This window comes from Variovorax paradoxus (genome assembly GCF_000834655.1).
Taxonomy (GTDB): domain Bacteria; phylum Pseudomonadota; class Gammaproteobacteria; order Burkholderiales; family Burkholderiaceae_C; genus Variovorax; species Variovorax paradoxus_F.
In genome coordinates, this window is record NZ_JXQQ01000047.1 from 1 (window position 1) to 19,010 (window position 19,010).

The window sequence follows — 19,010 nt, forward strand, 5'->3', positions numbered from 1 at the left end:
GGCAGAGCGCTCGATGGATACGCCGCTTGCCCCCACCCCAGCCCTCCCCCGGAAGGGGAGGGAGTAAAGCTTAGAACTCCAGCGTGCAGCTGTCGCCCAGCGCCTCTCGCCACACGCGCACCCGCGCAAGCGACGCCCGGAATTCCGGCAGCGCATCCGCAATGAACAGGCACAGGTTTTCCAGCGTCGGCGGATGCAGCCCCGCCACGTCGTCCAGCAGGTGATGGTCCAGCAGCTCGCGCACGTCTTCGAGCTGCCGCCTCAACAACCCGAGGTCGATCACCATGCCAGTGACGGGATCGCGCTGGCCTTCGAGCCAGACTTCGGCGTGGTACGTGTGGCCGTGGATACGGCGGCTGCCTTCCACTTCGATCTCGCGCTTGAGCGTGTGAGCGGCGTCGAAGAAAAAGCGTTGGCTGATGGTGAAGCGCATAGAGGGCGGGCGGCTATCGGATGCCTGTGATCTTGTGGGTCTGAACGCTCAGGCGCCAGGTGGGCTGGCGCATGCATTCGGCGATGCAGAGTTCGGTGTTGGCCACGCGGTCGGGGCCGTCCATGGGTTGCAGGAAGCGGTGCGTGAATTCGCCGGTGCGCGCCATCGTGTCGAGATCGAATGCGGCCTGCGGCCACACCAGCTTGAGTTCCTGGCCGCGCTGCTGCACCCAAGGCGCGCCGGCCTTGGGACTGATGCAGAGCCAGTCGATGCCCTCGGGCGCGGCGACCGTTCCGTTGCTCTCGACCGCGATGCGAAAGCGGCGCGCATGCAGCGCATCGACGAGCGCCGCATCCACCTGCAGCAGCGGTTCGCCGCCGGTCAGCACCACCAGCCGGTGCTCGGCATCGTTGGCGGGCCACTGCGCGGCGATGGTGTCGGCGAGTTGGTCGGCGCTCTTGAACTTGCCGCCGAGCGTGCCGTCGGTGCCGACGAAATCGGTGTCGCAGAAACGGCAGATGGCTGAGGCCCGGTCTTCCTCGCGGCCCGTCCAGAGGTTGCAGCCCGCGAAGCGGCAGAACACGGCGGGCATGCCGGCCTGGCCGCCTTCTCCCTGCAGCGTGTAGAAGATTTCCTTGACGCTGTAGGTCATGAGGCGAGGGCTTCGATTTCGAGGTTGTCGATCAGGCGGGTGCTGCCCAGGCGCGCTGCGGCGAGCGCCACGAGCGGTTCGCCAGCCGCCGGCGCCTGCAGGTCGGCACGGCGCCGCAGCACCAGGTAGTCGGGTTGCCAGCCGCGCGCCGTCAGCGTTTGCATGGCCCGCGCTTCGATCGCGGCCAGATCGCGCTCGCCCGATCGCACCGCCGCAGCCATCGCCTTCAGCGCCTTCGACAGCTGCACCGCCTCCGCGCGCTCGGTCTCGCTCAGGTAGCCGTTGCGCGACGAGAGGGCCAGGCCGTCGTCGGCGCGGAAGGTCTCGCTGCCCACGATTTCGATCGGCAGCGCGAACTGCCGCACCATGTGGCGGATCATCATCAGCTGCTGGTAATCCTTCTTGCCGAACACGGCCACGCGCGGCTGCACGCAGGTGAAGAGCTTCATCACCACCGTGCACACGCCGATGAAGAAGCCGGGGCGAAAGTGCCCTTCGAGGATGTCGGCCAGCGCCGGATCGGGGTGGACCTTGCAGGTCTGCGGCTCGGGGTAGAGCGCTTTCTCGTCGGGCGCGAACAGCACGTCGCAGCCGGCGTCGCGCAGCCTGGCGCAATCGCTCTCCCAGGTGCGCGGGTAGGTGTCGAAGTCCTCGTGCGGCAGGAACTGCAGGCGGTTGACGAAGATGCTCGCTACCGTCACGTCGCCCAGCGGCCTGGCCTGCGCGATGAGCGCGATATGGCCATCGTGCAGGTTGCCCATGGTCGGGACGAAAGCGGGGCGCTTGAAAGCCGAGAGATGGTCGCGCAGCTCGGCGATGGTGTGTGCGATGTACATGGAGGTCGGTCCTCTTTTTCTTTACCAGGCGTGGAGACGATCGTCGGGAAAGCTGCCGTCCTTGACAGCCTGCACGTAGGCCTTGAGCGCGGGCAGCACGCCCGGCGCGTCGGCCATGAAGTTGCGCACGAACTTCGGCATCTTTCCGAGGTTGATGCCCAGCATGTCGTGCAACACCAGCACCTGGCCGGCGGTGGCCTTGCCAGCGCCGATGCCGATGGTCGCGCAGTGCGTGAGCTCCGCGGTGAGTTCGGCGGCGAGCGCGGCCGGCACCATTTCCAGCACCAGCATCGTGGCGCCCGCGTCCTGCAGCGCATGCGCGTGCTGTTTCAGCAGCGCACCCGCGTCGCCTTTGCCCTGCACGCGGTAGCCGCCCAGCGCATGCACGGTCTGCGGCGTCAGGCCCAGGTGCGCGCACACCGGAATGCCGCGCTCGACCAGGAAGCGCACCGTCTCGGTCGTCCAGCCGCCGCCTTCGAGCTTGACCATGTGCGCGCCCGCCTGCATCAGCACCGTGGCGCTGCGCAGCGCCTGCTCCCGCGATTCCTGGTAGCTGCCGAAGGGCAGGTCGGCGATCAGCCAGGCCGTGCCCTGCACGCGGCGCAGGCCCCGCGAGACGCTGTCGGTGTGATAGCGCATGGTCTCCAGGCTCACGCCCACGGTGCTGGCGAGGCCCTGGCAGACCATGCCCAGCGAATCGCCGACCAGCAGGCAATCGACGCCCGCCGCATCGGCCATGGCCGCGAAGGTGGCGTCGTAGGCGGTGAGCATCGAGATCTTCTCGCCGCGCGCGTGCATGTCGGCCAGGCGCGGCAGGCTCACGGGCTTGCGGGAGGCGGGCATCGAGGCCGGGGGCAGCGAGCCATAGGGGGAGGCTGGCGTGGTTTCCGGCGGTGGGGTGGTGGTGTTCGACATGGTTGGGTTTCTCCCTGCGGGCGTCGGTGGCCGGGCATCCTTGAGTGAAGAAAAACGCGAGTGGGGTGGGTCGTCAGTCCGTCCGCGGCACCAGCACGGTGGGCGCCGTCGGTTCGGCGAGCGAAGGATAGTCGCGGCTGAAATGCAGCCCGCGGCTCTCGTGGCGGGCCTGGGCCGAGCGCACGATCAGCTCGGCCACCTGGACCAGGTTGCGCAACTCCAGGAGGTCGCGCGTGACGTGGAAGTTCGCATAGAACTCCTGGATCTCGGCCTGCAGCAGCGCGATGCGGTGGCTCGCGCGCTCCAGGCGCTTGTTGGTGCGCACGATGCCCACGTAGTCCCACATGAAGCGGCGCAGTTCGTCCCAGTTGTGCGAGATGACGACGGCCTCGTCGGCATCGGTGACCCGGCTCTCGTCCCACGCGGGGATGTCGGCGCCGGCATGCACGGGCGCGCTGGCGATGGCGCCCGCCGCGGCGCGCGCGAACACCATGCACTCGACCAGCGAATTGCTGGCAAGCCGGTTGGCGCCGTGCAGGCCCGTGCAGGCGGTCTCGCCGATGGCGTAGAGGCCCGGCACGTCGGTGCGGCCGGAAAGATCGCTGAGCACGCCGCCGCAGGTGTAGTGCGCGGCCGGCACCACGGGAATCGGTTGGCGCGTGATGTCGATGCCCAGCTGCGCGCAGCGCGCGAGGATGTTGGGAAAGTGTTCCTTCAGGAACGCGGCAGGCTGGTGCGAGATGTCGAGGTACACGCAGTCCAGCCCGTGCTTCTTCATCTCGAAGTCGATGGCGCGGGCCACCACGTCGCGCGGGGCGAGTTCGGCGCGCTCGTCGTGGTTCGGCATGAAGCGCGTGCCGTCGGGCAACTTCAGCAGGCCGCCCTCGCCGCGCACCGCCTCGCTGATCAGGAACGACTTGGCGTGCGGGTGGTAGAGGCACGTCGGGTGGAACTGGATGAACTCCATGTTCGACACCCGGCAGCCCGCGCGCCACGCCGCGGCGATGCCGTCGCCCGTGGCGGTGTCGGGGTTCGTCGTGTACAGGTAGACCTTGCCTGCGCCGCCCGTCGCCAGGATGGTGTGCGGCGCGCGGAAGGCGAGCACCTCGTCGGTGGCGTCGTCCAGCGCGTAGAGGCCCACGCAGGCCGGGTCTTCCAGGCCGAGCTTGGTGCCGGTCACCAAGTCGACCAGCGTGTGGTGCTCGAAGAGCGTGATGTTCGGCGTGCGGCGCACCCGCTCGATCAGCACCTGCTGCACGGCCGCGCCGGTGGCGTCGGTCACGTGGACGATGCGGCGCTGGCTGTGGCCGCCTTCGCGCGTGAGGTGCAGGTCGCCGCCTTCTTCCGAGAACGGCACGCCCAGTTCGCGCAGCCAGCCGATCGCCTCGGGCGCATGCTCGACGACGAAACGCGTGGCCTCGGGGTCGCACAGGCCCGCGCCCGCGACGAGCGTGTCTTCCACATGTGCATCGAAGCTGTCGCCCGCGGCCAGCACCGCCGCGATGCCGCCCTGTGCCCAGGCGCTGGAGCCGTCGTTCAGCGCGCGCTTGGTGAGCACGGCCACGCGGTGCTTGGGCGCCAGGTGCAACGCGGCCGAGAGGCCGGCGAGGCCGCTGCCGACGATGAGGACGTCGAAATCGAGCACGGCGCGATCCTCGGGCAGCGGGGTCAGGCCGGCGAGTAGGCCAGGCGAACGTAGATCGGCGCGAAGGCTTCGGCCTGCGTGATGTCGATCAGCGTTTCCTTCGCGAGCTCCAGCATCGCGATGAATGTGACGATCAGCACGGGCGCGCCGCGCGAGACGTCGAAGAGTTTCTCGAACTCCACGAAGCGCTGGCCCTGCAGGTGGCGCAGCACGATGCTCATGTGCTCGCGCACGTTGAGTTCTTCGCGCGAGATCTTGTGGTGCTGCACGAGCTTGGCGCGCTTCATGATGTCGGCCCACGCATCGCGCAGGTCGATCACGTTCACATCCGGAAAGCGCGGCTTGAGCGACTGCTCGATGTAGACCTGCCCCTTCCAGAAGTCGCGCCCGTAGGTCGGCATCGCGCTGATGGCGGCGGCCTGCAGCTTGGTCTGCTCGTACTCGAGCAGGCGGCGCACGAGTTCGGCGCGCGGGTCTTCGGCCTCTTCGCCATCGGCCACCTTCTTGGGCGGCAGCAGCATGCGCGACTTGATCTCGATCAGCATCGCGGCCATCAAGAGGTATTCGGCCGCGAGTTCGAGGTTCGTCTGGCGAATCTCGTCGACGTAGCTCAGGTACTGCCGCGTCAAGCCCGCCATCGGGATGTCGAGGATGTTGAAGTTCTGCTTCCTGATGAGGTACAGCAGCAGGTCCAGCGGACCTTCGAAGGCTTCGAGAAAGACCTGCAGCGCCTCGGGCGGGATGTACAGGTCCTTGGGCATCGCGAACAACGGCTCGCCATAGAGCCTGGCGAGCGCGACCTGGTCGACCACCTCGGGCATCGCCATCACCGGCGTGTCGTTGTCCTCGTCTCTGCTCATCGGGCGAACGCTATCAATTCAATAGCTGTCGGCGCAATGCGGGCGAGGGCTGGATGCCGAACTGGCACCATTTACTTGGATTGGGTCTGGTAGACGTAGGGCTGCTGGGGCACGCGGGCTTCGCTGTACTCCTCGAGCAGGCCGCGGTCGAGGTTCTTGTCCCAGAGGAGGGCGCGGCCGGCGCGCTGTTCGGCTTCCAGCGTCGGCTTCTTTTCTTTCATCTCCTCGATGAAATTGGTGATCTCGGAAGAGTAGTGGGGGCGGCGGAAGATGGACATAGACTGGACCTTTGTAGCCTGAATTTTACCGGGGACGGCATGGGACATCGGCAACACTGGCAGATCGGCATGGCAACTGCGTTGCTGGCGGCGGTAATTGGCCTGGCGGGCTGCGACAACCAGCGCATCGCCGAACTCGAGGAAGGCGTCGCCACGGAGGCCGACGTGCGAACCAAATTCGGCCAACCAGAGAACATCTGGGACGCCCCGGACGGCGGCCGCGTCTTCGAATACAACCGCCAGCCCCAGGGCCAGAAGAACTACATGATCACCATCGGCCGCGACGGCAAGATGAGCGCGTTGCGCCAGGTGCTCACGCCCGAGAACTTCGCCAGGGTGAAGCCGGGAATGATGATGGAAGACCTGCGCAAGCTCCTCGGCAAGCCCGCCAAGGTCACGCCCTACGCGCTCAAGCGCGAGACCGAATGGGAGTGGCGCTGGGTGCAGCCGCCGAATTCGCCGATGGTGTTCACCGCCACGCTGAACGACGACCAGCGCGTGGTCCGCAGCGGCTCGTCGCCCGACCGCGCCACCGAGGCCAACTAGCCGTCGGCGGCGTGCGGCCTTGCGGCCGCCAGTTCTTCCGCGAACCCCGAACGCTCGATCACTTCGCGCGGTTGCGGCTGCAAGGATTCAATCCGCAGCACCCCGTCGCGCGCCAGCACCGCCCTGTGCAACTGCCGCAGCGCGTCGACGCCGGTAGCGTCCAGGTAGATGAGGTGCGTGGCGTCGAGCACCACCGTCATGCCGCGCGGCGCGCGCTCGGCCGCGTTCACCGCCTCGTCGAGCTTGGCCGCAGCACCGAAGAACAGCGCGCCGTAGATGCGGTAGGTGAGCACCGGCGGCTGCAGCGTCTCGAGCTCGACGCTGAAGAGCCCGCTCATCCGCCGGATGAAAAGCGCGCATGCCAGCACGATGCCCACCTGCACCGCCACCGTGAGGTCGAACACGACGGTCAGGAAAAAAGTGCCGAGCATCAGCAGCCGGTAGTGCCGGCTGAAGTGCCGCAGCTGGCCCGGCGTGAACTCGCGCCATTCACCCATGTTCAGCCCCACGAACACCAGGATGCCAGCCAGCACCGCAAGCGGCACATGGCGCGCGAGTGGTGCAGCCAGCAGCACCACGGCCATCAGCGTGAGCGCATGCACGATGCCCGCGACCGGCGAGCTGCCGCCCGAGCGGATGTTGGTCACCGTGCGCGCGATGGTGCCGGTGGCCGGCATGCCGCCGAAGAAGGGCGTGACGATGTTGGCGATGCCCTGCGCCATCAGCTCCTGGTTCGGGTCGTGGCGCGGTTGGCCGCTCAGCTGATCGGCCACGCGCGCGCACAGCAGCGACTCGATGGCGCCGAGCAGCGCGATGGTCAGCGTTGGCGTGACCAGCTGCTTGACCGTCTCCCAGGAGAAGCCAGGCAGCGCGAAGCTGGGAACGCCCTCGGGAATGCCGCCGAAGCGCGTGCCGATGGTCTCCACCGGCAGCGCGAAACCCCATGACAACAGCGTGAGCGTGACCAGCGCGACGATCGGCCCCGGCACGCGCGAGCCCATCTGTACCGCGCGCGTCTGCGCGATGTGCAATGGCAGCCGAGGCAGCCGACGCCACAGCACCAAGCCGGCCACACAGGCCACGCCGAGCGCGAAGGCATGGGGGTTGAAGGTGCCGATCTGCAGCGCCATCGCGTGCAACTGCGAGAACACGTCGGCCGGCATCTTCTCGACCGACAGTCCGAGCAGGTCCTTCAATTGCGACAGGAGGATCAGCACTGCGATGCCGTTGGTGAAGCCCACCACGATCGACAACGGCACGAAGCGCACCAGCCGTCCCAGGCCGAAGAAGCCCGCGGCGAACAGCAACACGCCGGCGCACGCGGTCGCGATCAGCAGGTTCGCCACGCCGTAGCGCTCCACGATGCCGTAGACGATCACGATGAAGGCGCCGGCCGGCCCGCCGATCTGCACCGCCGAGCCGCCCAGCAGCGAGATCAAGAGGCCCGCGATGATCGCCGTCCAGATGCCTGCCTCGGGCTTGAGCCCCGAGGCAATGGCGAAGGCCATGGCCAGCGGCAGCGCCACGATGCCGACCGTCGCTCCAGCGCCCAGGTCCTTGAAGAAGCGCTCCCTGCTGTAGTCCGCCATCGCGTCCAGCAGGCGAGGACGAAAGCGGGTGATGTTCAGCGGGGATTGCATTGGTGGCCGATTGTGGCCTGCGCGCCCATTGCTCAGCGCCATCGACGGGGCCGTTCGCCTCTATGCGTACTTTCGATCAACTTATCCAGAACGAAGGATGCAGATACAGTTTTCACACTAATTGACATTTAGAAACCAGCTTACCGAGGGAGCCGGGCCATGCACATCCTGCTTGTCGCAAGCGCGTTCAACAGTTTGACGCAGAGGGTCCTTGCCGAACTCCAGGACCGCGGCCATACCGTCGGCGTGGAGCTGGCCGTCGGCAACGACGACGCCTTGCGCGAAGCGGTTCGCACGCATGCGCCCCGGCTCATCGTCGCGCCGATGCTCACCACCGCAATACCCGAGGACATCTGGCGCGCCCACACCTGCCTGATCGTGCACCCCGGCCCACCTGGCGATCGCGGCCCGTCCTCGCTCGACCGGACGCTGCGGGAGGGCGCCGAGAGCTGGGGCGTCACCGTGCTGGCCGCCGTCGCCGAGATGGACGCGGGCGACGTCTGGGCCTGGTCGCCGCTGAAGGTGCCGCCGCTGGCCGGCAAGAGCGATCTGTACCGCGGCGAGGTGGCCGATGCGGCCATCGACGCGGTGCTGCTGGCGGTCGAGCGCTTCGCCTCGGGCACGTACAAGCCCAAGCGGCAGAAGGCGGCCGACCTCGCGGCCGGCTGGCGTCCGTTCCTGAAGCAGGCGGAGCGCCGCATCGACTGGACCTCGGCATCGACCGAGTCGGTGTTGCGCCAGCTGCGCGCCGCTGATTCGCAGCCCGGCGTGCTCGACGAACTGCTCGGCACGCCGTGGTACCTGCACGGCGCGTACCCCGAAGACGAACTGCGCGGCACGCCCGGCGAACTGATCGCCACCCGTGCCGGGGCCGTCTGTCGCGCCACGACGGACGGCGCGGTCTGGATCCTGCAAATGCGCCCCTGGCATGCGTCAGGCTCGGGGCTCGCCAGCTTCAAGCTGCCGGCGGTCGATGCGCTCGGCGACCTGCTTCCTGCCGGCCTGCCCGACGTGACCGCGCCGCTGGAACTACCGGCCGGCCGCCGCACCTGGACCGACATGCGCTACAGCGAGCACGGCGAGCATGGCGCGGTGGGCGTGCTGAATTTCTCGTTCCCCGGCGGCGCGATGAGCAGCGTGCAATGCCGCCGCCTGCTGGAGGCTTACCGATTCGCCTGCACCCGCCCGACCTCGGTGCTGGTGCTCGGCGGCCTGCGCGACTTTTTCTCGAACGGCATCCACCTGAACGTGATCGAGGCCGCGCCCGATCCGGCCGAGGAGTCGTGGGCCAACATCCACGCGATGAACGACCTGGTCGAGGCGGTGATCACCACCACCGACCGGCTCACCGTCGCGGCGCTGGGCGGCAATGCGGCGGCCGGCGGCGTGATGCTCGCGCTCGCGGCGGACGAGGTGTGGTGCAGGGACGGCGCCATCCTCAACCCGCACTACAGGCTCATGGGCCTCTACGGCTCCGAATACTGGACCTACACCTTGCCGCGCCGCGTGGGCGAGCGCGAGGCCGAGCGGCTCACGCAATCGGCGCTGCCGGTGAGCGCGAAGCGCGCGGTCGAACTCGGCATGGCCGAACGCGTGCTGCAGGCCGCGCCGGAAGAACTGGGCGATGAAGTGATGCGGCTGGCCACGCAACTCGCGGGCTCACCCGATCTGGCCGCCCGGATCGCGAAGAAGCAGGCCAAGCGTGCGGAAGACGAAGCGGCAAAGCCGCTGCAGCGATACCGCGACGAAGAACTGGCGCACATGCGCCGCAATTTCTTCGACCGCAGCGAGCCGCACGCGGCCTTGCGCTCGGCGTTCGTCCGCAAGGAGAAGGCGCAGCACACGCCCGCGCACGTCGCGCAGCTGGGCCTGCCGCGCTGAATTCCAGCCGCTTATTTGCTGTCCGGAATGACCGCGTCGGCCGCAGCGCCCACGGCCTTGCCGGTGATGCGCGCGGTGCCGATGGCCGCGTCTGCGGCGAGGCCGACCGCCCCGGCACCCACGCTCACCGCGGTACTGGCCACGGTGACCACCGCACAGCCGCTCAGCGCGGCGACGAGCGACGACAGCAGAAGGGTGCGCAGCAGCATGGTGTGATCTCCTCGATCAGCGAACCCGCATGCCCGGCGTCGCGCCCGGCCAGGGTTCGAGCACGTGGATGCCCGGATTGGCTTTCTCGTCGCCGTGGCTCGCGGCCAGCACCATGCCTTCGCTCACGCCGAACTTCATCTTGCGCGGCGCGAGGTTCGCGACCAGCACCGTGAGCTTGCCCACGAGTTGCTCGGGCTGGTAGGCCGAGGCGATGCCGCTGAAGACGTTGCGGGTCTTGCCCTCGCCCGCATCGAGCGTCAGGCGCAGCAGCTTGGTCGAGCCTTCGACCTTCTCGCAGGCCACGATCCTGGCGATGCGCAGGTCGATCTTCACGAAGTCGTCGATGGTGATGGTGGGCGCGATGGCTTCGCCGCCGGGCAAGGCATCCGCAGTGGTTTCCACGGCAGCAGCGGCCACCGGCTCGGGCGCATCGAAGAGCTTGTCGACCACCTTGGCATCGGCACGCTGCATCAGGTGCTTGTACTCGCCGATGGTGTGGCCCACGGGCAGCGCTTGCGCGGCGTCCGGCCAGGCCAGCGGCGAAATCTTCAGGAACGCCTCGACGTTCACGGCCAGCGCTGGCAGCACCGGCTTCAGGTACAGCGTGAGCAGGCGGAAGGCCTCGATGCACACGGTGCACACGTCGTGCAGGCGCGCCTCGGCGCCTTCTTTCTTGGCCAGCTCCCAAGGCTTGTTCTGGTCGACGTATTCGTTCACCTTGTCGGCCAGCGCCATCACTTCGCGCAGCGCACGGGCGTAGTCGCGGCCGTCGTAGAGCGAATGGATCTGGCTCGCCGCGTCGCGCAGCGCGAACAGCAGCGCGTCGCCGTCGGCCGACACCTCGCCCAGCTTGCCGCCGAAGCGCTTGCCGATGAAGCCGGCCGCGCGGCTGGCGATGTTGATGTACTTGCCCACGAGGTCGCTGTTGACGCGCGCGACGAAGTCCTCGGGGTTGAAGTCGATGTCCTCGTTGCGGCCGTTGAGCTTGGCCGCGATGTAGTAGCGCAGCCACTCGGGGTCGAGGCCGATCGACAGGTACCTGAGCGGGTCGATGCCGGTGCCGCGGCTCTTGCTCATCTTCTCGCCGCTCACCGTGAGGTGGCCGTGCACGTACACCGCGTCGGGCGCCTTGCGGCCGCTGAAGTGCAGCATGGCGGGCCAGAAGAGCGTGTGGAAGGTGATGATGTCCTTGCCGATGAAGTGCACCTGCTCCAGGTCCGGGTCGGCCATGTACTCGCTGTACGAGATGCCGTCGCCGCCCAGCTCGATGCAGCGCTTGTCCAGCAGGTTCTTGAGCGACGCCAGGTAGCCCACGGGCGCGTCGAGCCACACGTAGAAGTACTTGCCCGGCGCATCGGGAATCTCGATGCCGAAGTAGGGCGCGTCGCGGCTGATGTCCCAGTCGCCCAGGCCCCCCTTGCCTTCGTCGTCCTTGTAGAGCCACTCGCGGATCTTGTTCTGCACTTCGGACTGCACGTGGCCGGGCGCGGCGGTCCATTCCTTCAGGTAGGCCTCGCAGCGCGGGTCCGAGAGCTTGAAGAAGAAGTGGTCCGAGCTGCGCAGTTCGGGCTTGGCGCCCGAGAGGGCCGAGTAGGGGTTGATCAGCTCGGTGGGCGCATACACGGCGCCGCACACCTCGCAGTTGTCGCCGTACTGGTCCTTCGAATGGCAGTTGGGGCACTCGCCCTTGATGAAGCGGTCGGCCAGGAACATGCCCTTCTCGGGGTCGTAGAACTGCTCGACGCTCTTGGTCTCGATGAGGCCGGCGGCACGCAGGTCGCGGTAGATGTCCTGCGCGAGCTGGTGGTTCTCGGGCGCGTCGGTCGAGTGCCAGTTGTCGAACGAGATGTAGTAGCCGTCCAGATACGGCTTGCGGCCCGCGGCGATCTCGGCCACGAAGGCCTGCGGCGTCACGCCGGCCTTGTCGGCCGCGATGGTGATGGCCGCGCCGTGCGCGTCGTCGGCGCAGACGAAGTTGACCTCGGCACCGTTCATTCGCTGGTTCCGCACCCAGATGTCGGCCTGGATGTACTCCATCATGTGGCCGATGTGGAACTTGCCGTTGGCATACGGCAGGGCGGTGGTGACGAAGAGCTTGCGCGGGGCGGACATCGGGGAGGGCGCTTTCGGGGAGTGACGGACGGGGGAACCGGGCATTTTAGGTGGCCGCGTCCGTCCTGCGCCCGGCCCCGTGTTTGATGGCAGCATCGTCCCATGCCGCACGCCATCGACCTTTCCTCGTACATCGCCGGATTCGCCGCCTCGCCAATGGCGAAATGGGGCGCTTCGATGCCCTGGACGCTCTCGGCGCGGGCGCCCGACATCGTGCGCGAGCTGCTCGCGGAACTGCCGGCCGACGAATACGCCATCGACGGCGACATCGCCGTCCATCGCAGCGCCCGCATCGAGGCCGGCGCGGTACTCAAGGGCCCACTCATCCTGGGCGCCGGCTGCTTCGTGGCCGCGGGTGCCTACCTGCGCGGCGGCAACTGGGTCGATGCGCGCTGCACCATCGGCCCGGGCACCGAGCTCAAGTCGTCCTTCGTCTTCGCGCGGCACGGCGCTCGCGCACTTCAACTTCGTCGGCGATTCGGTGATCGGCGCGGGCGTCAACATGGAGGCCGGCAGCATCGTCTGCAACCATCGCAACGAGCGCGCCGCCAAGGAAATCTTCGTGCGCAGCGGCGAGGGCTGGGCGCTGCAGCCCACGGGCTGCGAGAAGTTCGGCGCGCTCATCGGCGATGGGGCACGCATCGGCGCCAATGCGGTCCTCGCGCCGGGCGCGTTGCTTCGCCCCGGCCGTGTCGTCGGCCGCGCGTCGCTGCTGGACCAGGAACTGCCCGGCCACGAATGACCGACCCGCGTGACCGGCCCGAGTGCCCCACGAAACCGCGGGGTGTCTCGCGCGCGACGTATGCTTCGACCCCCGATACAGAAAGCCTGAAAGCGAGACGCAGCCGATGACCACCCCCATTCCCGCAACCCTCATCCCCGGTGATGGCATCGGCCCCGAAATCGTCGACGCCACGCTGGCCGCGCTCGATGCGCTGAAGGCGCCCTTCACCTGGGACACCCAGATCGCGGGCCTGGGCGGCGTCAAGGCCTCGGGCGATCCGCTGCCGCAGGCCACGCTCGAGAGCATCCGCCGCACCCGCCTCGCGCTCAAGGGCCCGCTGGAGACGCCCTCGGGCGGCGGCTACCGCTCGTCGAACGTTCGGCTGCGGGAGGAATTCCAGCTCTACGCCAACCTGCGCCCCGCGCGCACCATCATCCCGGGCGGCCGCTTCGAGAAGATCGACCTGATGATCGTGCGCGAGAACCTGGAGGGCCTCTACATCGGCCACGAGCACTACGTGCGCATCGACGGCGACCCGCACGCCGTCGGCATGGCCACCGGCATCAACACGCGGCAGGGTTGCCGCCGGGTGCTCGAATACGCGTTCGAGACCGCGATCGCGACCGGCCGCAAGAAGGTCACGCTGGTGCACAAGGCCAACATCATGAAGGTGCTCACGGGTCTCTTCCTGGAGACCGGCGAGCAGCTCTACGCCGAAAAGTACAAAGGCAAGTTCGAACTCGACTCGATCATCGTGGACGCCTGCGCGATGAAGCTGGTGCTCAACCCCTGGCAGTTCGACATGCTGGTGACGACCAACCTGTTCGGCGACATCCTCTCGGACCTCGTGGCCGGGCTGGTCGGCGGCCTGGGCATGGCGCCGGGCGCCAACATCGGTACCGATGCGGCGATCTTCGAGGCGGTGCACGGCTCGGCGCCCGACATCGCCGGCAAGGGCATCGCCAATCCCACCGCGCTGCTCCTGGCCGCCGCGATGATGCTCGACCACACGAAGATGCCCGAGCTGGCCACGCGCCTGCGCACGGCCATCGACCAGACGCTGAACATCGACAACGTGCGCACCGGCGACCTGGGCGGCACGGCGAACACCGCCGCCTTCACGAAGGCCCTGGTCAGCCGCATCAACGGCGGCTGATCCGAGCGAAGGCGCAAGGCGCGGCCATGAGAAAGCTCCTGCTTCTGTTGGCCGTCGTCCTTGCGAGCTGCGCGTCCGTTGCGGCGGACCCGCGCTACACGGTGGTGAGGGTCGACCTTCGCACCGAGAAGCTCGCGCTGTTCCTGAACGACGACACGGGCGTCGCTTTCAAGCGCTTCGACCGGCTCGATGCCTGGCTCAAGGGGCAAGGACGGCAGCTCGTCTTCGCGGTCAACGCCGGCATGTACCACGCGGACTTCTCCCCGGTCGGCCTCTTCGTGCGAGACGGCCGCGAGGAGGCGCCGCTCAACCTGGCGAGCGGCGCCGGCAACTTCTTCCTGAAGCCGAACGGCGTCTTCCTCGTCACCGACGACGGCCCCCGGGTGATCGAATCGTCGGAATACCCGGCGCTCGCCCGGCGCGGCGGCGTGCGGCTGGCCACGCAGTCCGGCCCGCTGCTGCTGCGCCATGGCGTGCTGCACCCGGCGCTCATTCCGGATTCGGATTCGCGCAAGATGCGCAACGGCGTCTGCGCATCGGGCCACACGGCCATCTTCGTGATGAGCGAGACGCCGGTGAACTTCCACGATTTCGCGCTCTACTTCCGCGACGTGCTGCATTGCCGCGACGCCCTGTACCTGGACGGCACCGTCTCGGCGCTGCATTCGAAGGCATTGGGGCGAAGCGATTTCGTGCGCGACCTGGGGCCGATACTCGGCGTGATGTCGCCATGAGATTCCTGGCCGCACCTTGCGTCTTTCCTTTCGAATTTCGTTTTCGCTGAGCCATGTCCACACCGCTGCCCATCCTGTCCCTCCTCGAAACCCGCGTGCTCGGCGTGCTCGCCGAAAAGCAGCGCACCGTGCCCGACAGCTATCCGCTCACGCTCAATTCGCTGGTCTCGGGCTGCAACCAGAAGACCAGCCGCAACCCAGTGCTCGAGCTCACCGAGTCGCAGATCCAGTCGGCCATCGACAGCCTCAAGGGCTACAGCCTCGTCGCGGAAAGCAGCGGCGGCCGCGCGTTCCGCTACGAGCACAACATCGACCGCGTGCTGCGCATTCCCTCGCAGTCGGTGATCCTGCTCACCGTGCTGATGCTGCGCGGGCCGCAAACGGCCGGCGAGCTGCGCATCGCCTGCGACCGCATGCACAACTTCGCGGACATCTCCTCGGTCGAGGGCTTTCTCGACGAGCTGTCGGAGCGGCCGGCCGGTGCGCTGGTCGTCAAGCTGGCCCGACTGCCCGGTGCGCGCGAAAGCCGCTGGGCGCACCTGCTGAGCGGCCAGCCTGCGGAAGAGGTCGCTGGCCCGGCCGGCACATCGGGCGACGGCGCGTATGCCTCGCACGATGCATCGCTCGGCGAGGTCGCGGCGCTCAAGGCCAACGTGGCGCGGCTCGAAGCCGAGCTGGCGTCGCTCAAGGCGCTGGTGGGGCGGGTGTGTTCGGAGCTCGGGATTTCCGAGGCGGGTTGACCGTGCCGGTTTTCCACTGCGCCTGAACTGCGTTATCTAGCGCAGCGAATGACACCCAAACTCGCTGATGCTGACCGGCGTCGCCGTCCTGGCCGGCGTGGCCATCGCGCTGATCGTGCTGTCACTGCTCGTTGCCGCGCTGCTTCCGCGAGGGCATCGTGCCGCGGATGCGCTCAGGCGGTTCGCCGCGATGGTGCCTTTGCTGGCGGTCGGCGCGGGCATGTCGGTGTACCTCCTGGCCATCCTCGCGTTTGTCTTCCTGTTCCCGGTCCTGGCGATCTTCTATTCATGAAATACGACTGCCCGCATTGCAGGAAGCCCGGCATCACCGGTTTCGCCAAGCGCTGGTCCAGCCGCGCTGCGCCCGCGAAGTGCGAGGCCTGCGGCGGCCTGAGCCATGTGCTCGCGAGCACGTCCAGCGGCATCGGGGCCGCCGGTGTCCTCATCGTCGTGGTGGCGCTGATCGGCGCGCTCGGCTGGCCGTCTGCCTGTTCCGCAGTGGTTTTTCTCTTCGGGCTGGTGCTTGCCGTGGCCTGCAACCTGCGCGCATGGAAGCGCGCGAAGCTGTGGCCGATCTCCAGGGAAAGCGCGGCCCACGCGACGACTGCGAACTGGTTCGTCACCGGCATCGCGGTGCTCCTGGGGCTTTCTTCCTGACCCGCGCAGCAGCGTCGCCGACTACTCCGCGGGCTCCGGCCGCACCGGCACGTCCACGCTGACCTTCACCGGGTCCATCGTTACCAGCGTTCGAAAGCGCTTGACGTTGTTGCTCTGGAAAAAGAGCTTGCGGCTGAGCGTCGTGTACTGCGCCATGTCCTGCACGACCAGGATCAGGATGAAGTCCCACTCGCCCGTCACGTAATAGCACTGCTGCACCTGCGGGCAGTCCCGGAAACTCTGTTTCATGGCATCGAGCAGGTCGATGCGCTCGCTCTCCACTTCCACCTCGGCCACGATGGACAGCGGATGGCCGAGCGCCGCGGGCGCCAGCACCGCGCCGTAGCGCTGGATCACACCGTCGTCGCGCATGCGCTTGAGCCGCCGGTTCACGGCCGCCGTCGACAGGTGGATGCGCTCGCCGAGTTCGCTTTGCGACATGCGGCTGTTGGCCTGGATCAGCTCCAGCAAGCGAAGGTCTTGGGCGTCGAGAGGGGGCATGGAGGGGTGTGTGACGCAAAAACGTTGCGTCCAAGGCCCCGATTTTGCGTGCCTGTATCGCGGCGTTGTCAATAGCATCGCGTCATGAAATTCCCCGATGAGCCCCTGCGCGACCAGCTCGCGGGCTGGCGCCGCCAGTTGCATGCGATGCCCGAGACCGGCTTCGAGGAGGCGAAGACCTCGGCCTTCGTCATCGGCGTGCTGAAGGCGCTGGGCCTGGAGGTGCACACCGGCATCGGCGGCACGGGGCTCGTCGCGAACCTGAAGGTCGGCAGCGGCAAGGGCGTCATCGGCCTGCGCGCCGAGATGGACGCACTCAATATCACCGAGGTCCCCACCGACCGCCCCTACGCCTCGGCCACGCCCGGAAAGATGCATGCCTGCGGCCACGACGGCCACATGTCGATCGTGCTGGGCGCAGCGCGCCTCCTGCGCGAGCGCCAGGATTTCGACGGCACCGTGCGCTTCATCTTCCAGCCGGCCGAGGAGCACGGCCGCGGCGCGAAGGCCATGATGGACGACGGCCTCTTCACGCGCTTTCCGGTCGACGAGATCTACGGCCTGCACAACATGCCCGGCATGCGCGCGGGCACGATCGCCACGCGCGCGGGCGGCCTCATGGCGAGCGAGGACAATTTCGTCATCCACGTGAAGGGCCGCGGCACGCACGCCGCGCGGCCGCACATGGGAATCGACCCCATCGTCATCGGCGCGCAGATCGTGCTCGCGCTGCAGGCCATCGTCTCGCGCACGCTCGACCCGGGCGCGCAGGCGGTGGTCTCGTGCACCGAGTTCGTCACCGACGGCATCCGCAACGCGATCCCGTCGAACGTGGTCATCAAGGGCGACACGCGCAGCTACGACCCCGCGGTGCAGAAGATGCTGGCCGCGCGCATGCGCGAGATCAGCGAAGGCATCTGCCGCATGCACGGCGCCGGGTGCGAATTCAGCTACACGCACGAGTTCGCGCCCACCGTGAACTGGGCCGAATGCGTGCCCGTCGCGGTGGCGGCGGCCACGGCCGTGGTGGGCGCGGAGAACGTCGATGCCGACGTGGCGCCGATGATGATTTCGGAGGATTTCGGCGCGTTCCTGAAGGTGGTGCCGGGTGCCTTCGTGTTCCTGGGCAACGGCGCCGAGGGCGCACCCGGCAGCACGCCGCTGCACAACGGCAGCTACGACTTCAACGACGAGGTGCTCGCGACGGGCGCCCGTTACCTTGCAGAAATCGTCCGCCTGCGCCTTCCGCGCTGACCGACAAGACAACCTTCTTTCTTTTCCCCATGCTGGTCATCAACAAGAACGCCACCCGCGGTGCCTACCCCCGCGAGCTCCGCGACATCCTCAGCATCGCCGAGGCCAGGCGCACGCGAGACTGGCTCTCGCGCTGGTCCTTGCTATCGCCCGAACCCACCCCGCTCTGGCAACTCCCGGACATGGCGCGGGAGCTGGGCGTGGCAGGCATCTTCGTGAAGGACGAGTCCAAGCGTTCGTCGCTCGGCAGCTTCAAGGCGCTGGGCGCGCCGGCCGCGCTCGTGCGGCTCGTCCTGCGGGCCCATCCCGCGTGGGACCCGGTGGCCCTGCTGCGCGGCGCGCATGCGGCGGAACTGCAGTCGCTGGTCGTCACGAGCGCCACCGATGGCAACCACGGCCGCGCCCTGGCCGCCGCGGCGCAGAGTATCGGCGTGCGCTGCGTGATCGTGCTGCACCGGCATGTGAGCGCGGAGCGCGAAAACGCCATCGCGGCCTTCGGTGCGGAGATCGTGCGCATCGAGGGCAACTACGACGCCTCGGTCGCGCACGCGGCCGCGCTCGCGCAGGACAACGGCTGGCAGGTGGTTTCCGACACCTCCTATGCCGGCTACGAAGACATTCCGCGCGACGTGATGCAGGGCTACGGCATCCTGGCCGACGAGGTGATGGAGCAGCAGGAGGGCACGGCGATGTTCACGCACGTGATCCTGCAGGGCGGCGTCGGCGGGCTGGCCGCTGGCGTGGCAAGCTACCTGTGGGAGCACTACGGCGAGAAGCGGCCGACCCTCATCGTCGCCGAGCCGCGCCAGGCCGACTGCCTGCTGCAGAGCGCAATCAACGGCCATGCATCGAATGCCACCGGCAGCGTCGACTCGGTGATGGCTGGCCTCGCGTGCGGCGAGACCTCGCCGTTGGCCTGGCGCTTCCTGGCGCCCTCGGTCGATGCCTTCTTGACCATCGAGGACGGTGACGCCGTCGAGGCGATGCGCCTGCTGGCGCGGGGCTCGGCGCACGACAGCCCGATCGTGAGCGGCGAATCGGGTGCGGCGGGCCTTGCGGCATTGCGCGTGCTCACGCTGTCGGACGACCTGTGGCGAAAGGTCCGTCTCGACGTGCGCTCCAAGGTGCTGCTGGTCAACACCGAAGGCGCGACCGCACCCTCGGTGTACCGCGACCTGGTCGGGCTCGATGCGGACGACGTCCTGCGCGGGCAGCGCGCGCCGGTGCGGCTCTAGC

Annotated in this window: 21 protein-coding genes; 10 read left to right on the plus strand and 11 right to left on the minus strand. The window is 68.0% G+C overall.

Annotated elements, in window-relative coordinates:
* Window positions 1-70: 70 nt before the first annotated feature.
* The 7 genes from RT97_RS19735 to RT97_RS19765 all read right to left on the minus strand — a co-directional run bounded on the left by RT97_RS19735 (window position 71) and on the right by RT97_RS19765 (window position 5,619).
* Window positions 71-433: a 6-carboxytetrahydropterin synthase gene (locus RT97_RS19735; protein ID WP_042580519.1), complete on the minus strand. Its 363-nt coding sequence runs from the start codon at window positions 431-433 to the stop codon at window positions 71-73.
* Window positions 434-446: 13 nt separating this feature from the next.
* A complete protein-coding gene (queE, locus tag RT97_RS19740; RefSeq protein ID WP_042580520.1) occupies window positions 447-1,085 on the minus strand; it encodes a 7-carboxy-7-deazaguanine synthase in 639 nt (212 codons plus the stop codon).
* Window positions 1,082-1,921, minus strand: coding sequence for a pantoate--beta-alanine ligase (gene panC / locus RT97_RS19745; protein WP_042580521.1), 840 nt, complete (start codon window positions 1,919-1,921; stop codon window positions 1,082-1,084). Before panC ends, queE begins: the two co-directional genes overlap by 4 nt.
* Before the next feature lie 21 nt (window positions 1,922-1,942).
* Window positions 1,943-2,836 (minus strand): 3-methyl-2-oxobutanoate hydroxymethyltransferase, encoded by an 894-nt coding sequence (gene panB / locus RT97_RS19750; protein ID WP_042580522.1) that lies wholly within the window; start codon window positions 2,834-2,836, stop codon window positions 1,943-1,945.
* A 73-nt stretch (window positions 2,837-2,909) separates the two neighbouring features.
* Complete coding sequence (gene nadB / locus RT97_RS19755; RefSeq protein ID WP_042580523.1) at window positions 2,910-4,481, minus strand: L-aspartate oxidase; 1,572 nt, start codon at window positions 4,479-4,481, stop codon at window positions 2,910-2,912.
* Between the two features lie 23 nt (window positions 4,482-4,504).
* Window positions 4,505-5,341: a segregation and condensation protein A gene (locus tag RT97_RS19760; RefSeq protein WP_042580524.1), complete on the minus strand. Its 837-nt coding sequence runs from the start codon at window positions 5,339-5,341 to the stop codon at window positions 4,505-4,507.
* 71 nt (window positions 5,342-5,412) lie between these two features.
* Window positions 5,413-5,619: a DUF3460 family protein gene (locus RT97_RS19765; protein WP_042580525.1), complete on the minus strand. Its 207-nt coding sequence runs from the start codon at window positions 5,617-5,619 to the stop codon at window positions 5,413-5,415.
* Between the two features lie 69 nt (window positions 5,620-5,688).
* Here RT97_RS19765 and RT97_RS19770 point away from each other — a divergent pair, with 69 nt between their 5' ends.
* Window positions 5,689-6,165 carry a hypothetical protein gene (locus tag RT97_RS19770; protein ID WP_042580526.1) on the plus strand — a complete coding sequence of 159 codons (477 nt, stop codon included), beginning with the start codon at window positions 5,689-5,691 and terminating at the stop codon, window positions 6,163-6,165.
* Here the strand turns inward: RT97_RS19770 and RT97_RS19775 are convergent.
* Window positions 6,162-7,805, minus strand: a complete 1,644-nt coding sequence (locus tag RT97_RS19775; RefSeq protein ID WP_042580527.1) for a SulP family inorganic anion transporter — start codon at window positions 7,803-7,805, stop codon at window positions 6,162-6,164. The two genes, RT97_RS19770 and RT97_RS19775, sit on opposite strands and share 4 nt — an antisense overlap.
* A 159-nt stretch (window positions 7,806-7,964) precedes the next feature.
* Here RT97_RS19775 and RT97_RS19780 point away from each other — a divergent pair, with 159 nt between their 5' ends.
* Window positions 7,965-9,686, plus strand: a complete 1,722-nt coding sequence (locus RT97_RS19780; RefSeq protein ID WP_042580528.1) for an enoyl-CoA hydratase-related protein — start codon at window positions 7,965-7,967, stop codon at window positions 9,684-9,686.
* 11 nt (window positions 9,687-9,697) lie between these two features.
* On the opposite strand, the gene RT97_RS19785 is transcribed toward RT97_RS19780, so the two are convergent.
* Entirely contained in the window at window positions 9,698-9,895 is a 198-nt protein-coding gene (locus RT97_RS19785; protein ID WP_042580529.1) for a hypothetical protein, read from the minus strand.
* Between the two features lie 16 nt (window positions 9,896-9,911).
* Window positions 9,912-12,008: a methionine--tRNA ligase gene (gene metG, locus RT97_RS19790; RefSeq protein WP_042580530.1), complete on the minus strand. Its 2,097-nt coding sequence runs from the start codon at window positions 12,006-12,008 to the stop codon at window positions 9,912-9,914.
* Between the two features lie 385 nt (window positions 12,009-12,393).
* Between metG and RT97_RS33885 the strand changes: the two genes are divergently transcribed.
* The 6 genes from RT97_RS33885 (at window position 12,394) to RT97_RS19820 (ending at window position 16,019) form a co-directional block, all read left to right on the plus strand.
* Window positions 12,394-12,750 (plus strand): hypothetical protein, encoded by a 357-nt coding sequence (locus tag RT97_RS33885; protein WP_253278275.1) that lies wholly within the window; start codon window positions 12,394-12,396, stop codon window positions 12,748-12,750.
* 106 nt (window positions 12,751-12,856) lie between these two features.
* Window positions 12,857-13,888, plus strand: coding sequence for an isocitrate/isopropylmalate dehydrogenase family protein (locus tag RT97_RS19800; protein ID WP_042580531.1), 1,032 nt, complete (start codon window positions 12,857-12,859; stop codon window positions 13,886-13,888).
* Window positions 13,889-13,914: 26 nt separating this feature from the next.
* Window positions 13,915-14,622 carry a phosphodiester glycosidase family protein gene (locus RT97_RS19805; protein WP_042580532.1) on the plus strand — a complete coding sequence of 236 codons (708 nt, stop codon included), beginning with the start codon at window positions 13,915-13,917 and terminating at the stop codon, window positions 14,620-14,622.
* A 53-nt stretch (window positions 14,623-14,675) separates the two neighbouring features.
* Window positions 14,676-15,362 (plus strand): YceH family protein, encoded by a 687-nt coding sequence (locus tag RT97_RS19810; protein WP_042580533.1) that lies wholly within the window; start codon window positions 14,676-14,678, stop codon window positions 15,360-15,362.
* Window positions 15,363-15,429: 67 nt separating this feature from the next.
* Window positions 15,430-15,654 (plus strand): hypothetical protein, encoded by a 225-nt coding sequence (locus RT97_RS19815; RefSeq protein ID WP_042580534.1) that lies wholly within the window; start codon window positions 15,430-15,432, stop codon window positions 15,652-15,654.
* The gene (locus RT97_RS19820) at window positions 15,651-16,019 is read left to right on the plus strand and encodes a hypothetical protein (protein WP_042580535.1); all 369 of its coding nucleotides are present in this window, start codon (window positions 15,651-15,653) and stop codon (window positions 16,017-16,019) included. The genes RT97_RS19815 and RT97_RS19820 overlap by 4 nt, the downstream gene beginning before the upstream one ends.
* Before the next feature lie 21 nt (window positions 16,020-16,040).
* Here the strand turns inward: RT97_RS19820 and RT97_RS19825 are convergent, their stop codons facing one another.
* Complete coding sequence (locus tag RT97_RS19825; RefSeq protein WP_042580536.1) at window positions 16,041-16,520, minus strand: Lrp/AsnC family transcriptional regulator; 480 nt, start codon at window positions 16,518-16,520, stop codon at window positions 16,041-16,043.
* Window positions 16,521-16,604: 84 nt separating this feature from the next.
* On the opposite strand from RT97_RS19825, the gene RT97_RS19830 reads away from it, so the two are divergent.
* Together RT97_RS19830 and RT97_RS19835 are read left to right on the plus strand one after the other, a co-directional pair.
* Window positions 16,605-17,774, plus strand: coding sequence for a M20 aminoacylase family protein (locus RT97_RS19830; RefSeq protein WP_042580537.1), 1,170 nt, complete (start codon window positions 16,605-16,607; stop codon window positions 17,772-17,774).
* A 29-nt stretch (window positions 17,775-17,803) separates the two neighbouring features.
* On the plus strand, window positions 17,804-19,009 hold the full coding sequence (locus RT97_RS19835; RefSeq protein ID WP_042580538.1) for a diaminopropionate ammonia-lyase: 1,206 nt from the start codon (window positions 17,804-17,806) through the stop codon (window positions 19,007-19,009).
* Window position 19,010 lies beyond the last annotated feature (1 nt).